Origin of the sequence: Piscinibacter sp. (genome assembly GCF_050175855.1) — a bacterium.
GTDB lineage: Bacteria > Pseudomonadota > Gammaproteobacteria > Burkholderiales > Burkholderiaceae_C > Piscinibacter.
Genome location: NZ_JBFXIO010000294.1, coordinates 1 through 6,739 on the forward strand (window position 1 = coordinate 1; position 6,739 = coordinate 6,739).

Sequence of the window (6,739 nt, forward strand, 5' to 3'; positions counted from 1 at the left end):
GCCGCGCGATGCGCGTCATGCGCGCGTGCTCAAGGGCTGGCGGGAACGGTGCGCGGCATCAGGTGCCGCCACGGGGTTCTGCTGCGCCGGTGCGCTTCTGGAGCGCCCAGCCGTCATCGCGGGGATGCGGCTGGCAAGGACCGGGCAGATCACTGCGGTGGTGGATGACTCGGCACGCTCGCGGCGTCGATCCTTCTGGAGGTCGAGGCCGGTCGCGCCACCCGTTCGGGACGGGAACTTCGGTTGAAGGCACGAGGCAGGTAACGACTGCGACGCCTGCAATGCTCGTCTTCTTCGAGAGGACGGAGCGGGCCAGGAGCCCTCGGGAGCCCACAGTGGAAACCGCGACGCCATCCACGGTCAAGGCCGCATGCGCAGCGCCCGCCGCAAGACCCCTGATCGAGCGGCCCTTGGGGCAGGCAGTTGACGGCGCGAGATTCGGCGGCAGGGCCCATCTAGCGTGGCAATGGCCCGGATCGCCAGCAACGGCGCGGGGTTGACAGGCAAGGCTGCCGCCTCAGGTACCCCGACTGGGCCGGCACCGGCCTCGCCTGGCGGTATGAGGCGCCGGCGTGCGCGCCGATGGACGGGGTTGACGAGTGACTTTGCAGTGTGACCGTGGTGACACCACGCGGCCTCCTCGTCCGTTCGGTGTCATCCGAGGGGCAGTGCAGTGCTTCTGCAGTGCCAGTGCAGTGACACCGGGACGGATCCGATGTCGAAATCGCGCCTGCAGAGGCAGGTATCCGCGTGGAGGAACAGGGTCGGTCTGTCGATCCTGAGCACTCTTTCGTTCACTCGGAGAACACCATGAACCTGATCGTGAGGGCGGTGGATGTCGGTTCCGGCAACACCAAGTTCGTCACCGGCACGGCAGACAGCGAGATCCGCTGCGCAAGCTTCCCGTCGCTGGCCTACCCGTCCAGCAACGGACAACCACTCTGGCCCGGCGGCGATGGGGCCAAGACGATGTTCATCCCGGTCGGGTCGCTCTTCTATGAAGTCGGTCCCGAGGTCAGGCTCGCGGCCGACACCTTCCGGGCGACGCAGCTGCACGACGACTACATCGAGTCGCCGGAGTACATGGCGCTGCTGCGCGGTGCGCTGCGCTCGATGCGGCAGAGCCAGATCGACCTGCTGGTCGTCGGGCTTCCGGTGGCGCTGTTCGCGGTGAAGAAGGTAGCCCTGGAGCGGGTCATGACGGGCGAGCACGATGTCGGCGGCGGCAGGAAGATCAGTGTGGTGCGCACGCTGGCCGTTGCACAGCCGCAAGGCGCGCTGGCCTTCTACGCGCACGCTCACGGCAAGCTCGCCGAGATCGCCAAGGAGCGCAGCCTGATCATCGATCCGGGTGCGAGAACCTTCGACTGGCTCGTCGCCCAGGGCATGCGACTGGTGCAGAAGCAGAGCCACTCCGTGAATCGGGGTGTCGCCGACGTGCTGAAGCTGCTAGCCGCCGAGATCACCAAGGACATCGGCACGCCCTTCCGCGATCTGGACGCCATCGACATGGCGCTGCGGACCGGCAAGGCCCCGGTGATCTTCCAGAAGCCCTACGACCTCAAGCGGCTGCTGCCGCTGGCCGAGAGCGTGACGGAGCAGGCCGTGTCGAGCATGAAGGAGTGGATCGAGTCGCCGCACAGCCTGCAGAACATCATCCTCGTGGGCGGAGGCGCCTTCCTGTTCCGGAAGGCCGTGAAGTCGGCGTTTCCGCGCCACCGGATCCTCGAGATCAAGGAGCCTGTGTTCGCCAACGTGAGGGGGTTCCAGTTAGCCGGGATGACCTACGCGCGAACCGTGCTGGCGGCCGATCGCGACAGGTCGACCGCGGCCGAGCGCGCCGCAGGAGATGCCGCATGACCGGCCCCACCAAGACCTCGGAGCCGCCACGCATCCGGCTCGTGTTCCAGCTCGAGAGGGCGGAACTGCCTCGTCTCTATGACGAACTCGCACGGTTCCACAAGGGCGTGAAGCGCGTCGGCAGGCTGCGCACGCTGGCCTATGAGGGACTGCTGGTCCAGCAGGGCATTCTGAAGCTCCCTGGGCAGGCATCGAGCGATGTGTCCGGGTCGATCGGTTTCGACGGCGACGGGGCGGAAGTCACGAACGGACTCTTCGAGCCCGCGATCGACGGCCGGGATGGACCATGAGGAGTCGTGCGAGGTGCCGCCAGGGTATGTCGGTAGGGGCCTCCGAGCTGGCGCAGATGGGCCGGTGCGAACGCCTGGTGGTTCTCGAATCCCTGCACGGCCCGCGTCGAAGCACTCCACAGGAAGAGGCGCGCCGGAAGGGCATTGCTGCCCATCTGCGCTTCGAACTGCAGGGTCGGCGCGCCACAGCGCCAGGCGAGGGGTCGACTCTACGACCGGGCGAGAGGTGCTTCATCGCCACGATGGTCTTCGGAGACGCATGGCAGACCCATGCGCTGCGTGACTTCAGGGACACGGTCCTGAGGCCACGGCCGTGGGGGCGACGCCTGGTGGCAGCCTACTATGCCGCCGGTCCGCGACTTTGCAGAGTGCTCCAGCGCTGCCCGCCGTTGCTGTGGATGACCAGGGGCACCCTGGGTTTCGTGGCGCATGTCTGGCGGCGATGGTCGGCGAGGCGTCGACCATGAGGTTCGAGCTGATGTGGCCGTGGGTGCTGCTCCTGGCTGTTGCCTTGGCGGTCACGTGGCACCTGGTCCGGCGGCACCGCGCACGCGTCGCGGAGCGGCGGGACCGACCGGCCGGGCTGCGGGACGCCGAACTGTTCTGCGTGGAGTCGCAGTTCAGGTCGAAGTCCCGCTGGCCCATCGTGGCGAGGGTGGACAGGGCCTATCGGCTGCCGACCGGTGTGGTCGTGCTGGTCGAACTGAAGACGCGGTCGGCCCCAGCGGTGAGGACGTCGGATGTCATCCAGCTCTCGGCGCAGCGGGTGGCCGTTGAGGACGAACTCCGTGTTCGAGTGTCTGACGAGGCGTTCGTCCTCTTCCCTGGCCGGCACTCAGCGCCGCCGGCCGCACGAGTGGTCCGCTTGATGTCGCGGGAGCAAGTCGAAGCCGTTGCAGCGAGACACCGTCGATTGATCGATGGCCTCGACCGCCCGCGGTGGCCCGACAGCGAGCACGTCTGTCACGGCTGTGGGCAGCGAGCGGCTTGTAGCGCCGCTGGCGAGCGCTTGGCGGATGTGGTCCGGAGGCGCTATAATGTCCAAAATATTCGACAATTCTTCGGACCAAGCTGTGGACCTCTCCAACCTGGGCACCATCATCCGCGAGCGGCGCGAGGCGCTGGGACTGACGCAGTCCCGGCTTGCGCAACTGAGCGGGCTTTCGCGGCAGACGCTGGTCGGCCTGGAAGCGGGCGCTCTAAGCGATCTGGGTTTCAACCGGGTGGCCCAGGTGCTGGCCGTGCTGGGGTTGGACCTCGATCCGCCCAGCCAGGCAGCGCGTGCTCGGAAGCGGGGCCTGTGGATGGCGGCGAAGAACGCCAGCGTGAGCTACGTCCATGAGGTGCCGCCCGACACGCTCGGTCACGCGCTGGTCAGCGGCAGCGTACCGAAGGGCTACGCGGCCCACCTGACGCACCTGCTGGACGAGGCTCCGGTGCCCTTGGTTGTGATGGCCGTGGAGGAAGCCGCCGCGAACGAGGGCGTGGCCCCCAAGGCTGTGTGGCGCAACGTCGCGAAGCTCGCCAGGTCACTGGCCGTCCACCGACACAGTCTCTGGACGTAGAGGAATCCGCGGCGATGCACGCTCTCTTGTGCGTGTTGACAACAGCTACACAATTGGTCAGAATTCGTGTATTCTTTGTCTACACAGACGACCCTTCAGGAACTTCACATGCGCGACGCCGCGATCAACCTTCGAGCCAAGCCCGAACAGCGCGACCTGATCGACCAGGCGGCTTCGATGCTGGGCAAGAACCGGTCCGACTTCATGCTGGAGGCGGCCTGCGATCGTGCCCAGTCGGTTCTGCTTGATCAGGTGTACTTTCGACTCGACGAACGGCGCTTCAAGGACTTCGTCCGACTGCTGGATGCGCCACCCGCAGCCAATGCGGGGCTGGAGCGACTGATGGCAGTGAAGCCACCGTGGGCCGAGCGTGCCGCACGCAAGGCTTAGCTTTGGGCCGAGCACAAGCGGGGCATCGTGCAGCTGGCGGCGCCTGAACCGCTGAGCATCGGTCACCGCATCGATGCGTTCGACTGCGGCGAGCCGGTGCTCGATGAATGGCTGCGCAAACGAGCGCTTGGCAACCAGTCGAGCGGTGCCAGCCGCACCTTTGTCGTCGCCGACGCATCGGGCCGCGTGATGGGCTACTACGCCCTGGCAGCTGGGGCTGTGGCGCATGAGACGGCAACAAGCGCGGTCCGGAGGAACATGCCCGACCCTGTCCCGGTCCTGGTTCTGGGTCGCCTCGCGGTGGATCGGCAGGCGCAGGGCATGAAGCTGGGTGCTTCGTTGCTGCAGGACGCGGTGAAGCGGGCCATCGGCGTATCGGCCGACGCTGGCATCCGTGCGCTGCTGGTGCATGCGTTGTCGGAGCCCGCCAAGCAGTTCTATCTGCACTACGGCTTCCAAGCGTCAACGCTGCATCCGATGACCTTGATGATGAGGTTGCCGCACCCTTGAAATGAAGGGCCGGCAATACGTTCTCAGGCTCTGCAGATGGCAAGACGGCCCGACGTCATCGTCGTCATGCCACGTAAGGTGAACAGCGATGTCGCGAGGCAAGCAGCGGTCTTCGGAGACTCAGTGATCCGTTGCGAGACGCGGTGGACCGGCCCACAATGTCACTGGTTCGAGGTCTGTTTACTGCGTGTGCAGTGTGGGGGAACAGGCGGGGGAACGGTCAAGTTCCCGAACGCAGAAACTCTCATACAGATCAAGAACTTAGTTCGCCACTTTGGGTCCCATCAGCCACCCCAACCATCTGTAAGTCCTTCATTCGTCTGGAGATCCGCGCCGTTCCTCGGTTTGCGCGAGAAGTGTTACACAGATTGCTACACAGTTCCGGTGTAGCAAAACCCCTCGAAAACAAGAGGCTGTGTGTCGCGCATGGATCCCAAGACTTCCGCTCCCCCGCCCGCTGCAGCCGACATCAGCGCCTTCCGCAATGGCCTTGTCGTTGCCGACCAGATCGAACCGTTCCTGTCCTGGCGCAACGGAGTGGCATACGCCCGGATGCGCGTTCCGCTAGAACTCGTCGCGTTCTTCGATGGCAAGCGCGAACTTGTCCAGTCCCTCAAGACTCGCGATCGGGCGGAGGCGACAGTAGCTGTCCGCCGGATCGTTCGGGAGTGGCAGGATCGGATGCGTATCGCTCGCGACCGGGCACCCGTGAAAGTCCCGAAGGTCGTTGCCAAGAGAGCCTATCGAAAGACGCTGACCGCCGACGATCGGCTGTACGTCCTCCAATCTGCCGAGCATGCGCCGCTTCACCTGGACGACATCTTTCGCGAGTGGGTCGCGGAGCGCGGCGAACAGGGGACGGAGCATGACAGGGCCGTGTACCTAGATGCGATTGCAAGGAAGCTTGCCGATGACGAAGGCGCTTTGCTGTTCCACTCTCGCCGGGCGATGGTCCGGGCGCTTGAGGATGCCGGTATTCATCTTGATCCCGTATCGGGAGAGTTCACCGAACTCTGGCGCGCCTTCCGGCCGAGGTACCGCTCAGCATTGGAGAAGGTCCTTGAACGTGCGCGCGGGATGCTCTACGCGCTGACTCCGCGGGCGCCGGTTCCGCCAGCCGTTGCCACTCCCCTGGGCGATGCTCCGCAGTCGTCGCCCGCAGGTACCCAGTCAAAAGACCCAGCGGCCAAGCTTGCCGACGCCTCGAAGCAGGATCAGCGGGCCGGCCGGAAGACACTCTACACGGCGTTGGACTTGTGGGCTGCCGATGCCGTGCCGCCACACGCGCCGAGCACCGTCGCGCACATGCTCAGCACCGTTGAGGAGTTCCACGAGTGGCATGTTTCGACAAAGGGAGGGGGCGCCGCTGCTGGAGGACGCAGGCTGCTTGCCAAGGACTCCGCGCCGGCCCTCGATGAGATCGCCCGGGACGACATTGAAGGATGGGTTGAGCATCTTCGTTCTCCTTCCTCTACACCTGTCAAGGAGGAGGAGGGAAAGGGGAAGGTTGCTGCACCGCCGCCTGCTCAGTCCACCGTAGAAAAGAAGCTGAGCGCCATCAAGAAGCTTCTCCGAATCGCCGCTCGGAAACGCGTCATTGAATCGAATGTCGCCCAGGACGTGGCTCTACCGAAGGTCCGGCGCGGCAAGGCAGGGAGTCGATGGAAGCACTTCGACGACGCCGACCTACAGAGGATCTTCTCATCGCGGATTTACCTTGACGGACTTCGGCAGGCCGGTGGCAGGGGTGAGGCTCAGTTCTGGCTGCCGATCATTGCGCTGTTTACCGATATGCGCGCTGAGGAGATCGCCTGCCGCATCCTGCCCGACATTAAGACCTCAGGCGGCATCGCGTACTTCGATGTCCGGGAAGACGCGGAGATGCAGCAAGCCGTCAAGAACGACGGCTCTATCCGCGAAGTTCCAATTCCTCCCCGGCTGATTGATCTAGGCTTCCTGGCCTACGTCGACCGGGTTAAGGCAGCCGGCCACCAACGGCTGTTTCCGGAGTTGATCGCCCCGACTACAGGGGTCCATGCCGGGAAATTTTCGAAGACCTGGGGGCAATGGTGGGGTCGGTGGCTTCGAGGAGATCTTGGCATCACGGATGACCGCAAGGTGTTC

Annotated in this window: 7 protein-coding genes; all 7 read left to right on the plus strand. The window is 65.0% G+C overall.

Annotated elements, in window-relative coordinates:
• Nucleotides 1–750 precede the first annotated feature (750 nt).
• Nucleotides 751–1,860 (plus strand): PRTRC system protein D, encoded by a 1,110-nt coding sequence (locus AB7U92_RS19210; RefSeq protein WP_428580641.1) that lies wholly within the window; start codon nucleotides 751–753, stop codon nucleotides 1,858–1,860.
• Entirely contained in the window at nucleotides 1,857–2,150 is a 294-nt protein-coding gene (locus AB7U92_RS19215) for a hypothetical protein (RefSeq protein ID WP_220787588.1), read from the plus strand. The genes AB7U92_RS19210 and AB7U92_RS19215 overlap by 4 nt, the downstream gene beginning before the upstream one ends.
• A 56-nt stretch (nucleotides 2,151–2,206) precedes the next feature.
• Nucleotides 2,207–2,617 (plus strand): CFI-box-CTERM domain-containing protein, encoded by a 411-nt coding sequence (locus AB7U92_RS19220; RefSeq protein WP_428580656.1) that lies wholly within the window; start codon nucleotides 2,207–2,209, stop codon nucleotides 2,615–2,617.
• 606 nt (nucleotides 2,618–3,223) lie between these two features.
• Complete coding sequence (locus AB7U92_RS19225; RefSeq protein WP_428580644.1) at nucleotides 3,224–3,715, plus strand: helix-turn-helix transcriptional regulator; 492 nt, start codon at nucleotides 3,224–3,226, stop codon at nucleotides 3,713–3,715.
• A gap of 108 nt (nucleotides 3,716–3,823) precedes the next feature.
• On the plus strand, nucleotides 3,824–4,105 hold the full coding sequence (locus tag AB7U92_RS19230; protein ID WP_428580647.1) for a DUF1778 domain-containing protein: 282 nt from the start codon (nucleotides 3,824–3,826) through the stop codon (nucleotides 4,103–4,105).
• A gap of 27 nt (nucleotides 4,106–4,132) precedes the next feature.
• Complete coding sequence (locus AB7U92_RS19235; protein ID WP_428580650.1) at nucleotides 4,133–4,615, plus strand: GNAT family N-acetyltransferase; 483 nt, start codon at nucleotides 4,133–4,135, stop codon at nucleotides 4,613–4,615.
• Between the two features lie 426 nt (nucleotides 4,616–5,041).
• Nucleotides 5,042–6,739 (plus strand): DUF6538 domain-containing protein (locus tag AB7U92_RS19240; protein ID WP_428580653.1); only part of this gene is annotated, 1,698 nt, incomplete at its 3' end.